This is a genomic window from Roseovarius halophilus (ex Wu et al. 2025) (assembly GCF_047086965.1).
On sequence record NZ_JBKOTX010000616.1, the window covers coordinates 1 to 299 of the forward strand.

At 67.9% G+C, this 299-nt stretch carries 1 protein-coding gene; it reads left to right on the top strand.

Annotation, left to right across the window (positions count from 1 at the left end; genetic code table 11):
• On the top strand, positions 1-299 hold a 299-nt coding region (locus tag ACH107_RS33740), incomplete at both ends, for a ParB N-terminal domain-containing protein (protein ID WP_412509913.1).

Consider the following 299-nt stretch of genomic DNA (forward strand, 5'->3'; position numbering starts at 1 on the left):
CTACGCGCGCAACCCGCGGAACAACGCCGAGGCCATCGCAACGGTCGCGGCCTCGATCCAGGAGTTTGGCTGGCGCCAGCCGATCGTCGTGGACGAGGCCATGGTTGTGCTGGCCGGGCACACGCGGCTCGAGGCCGCGCGCAAGCTGGGGTTTGAGACCGCGCCGGTGCATGTCGCCAAGGGGCTGACAGAGGCCCAGGCGCGCGCGTTTCGCATCATGGACAACCGCTCGAGCGAGAATGCCGCGTGGGACAAGGACCTGCTGAACCTCGAACTGGCGGACTTGCTGGAGGCGGATT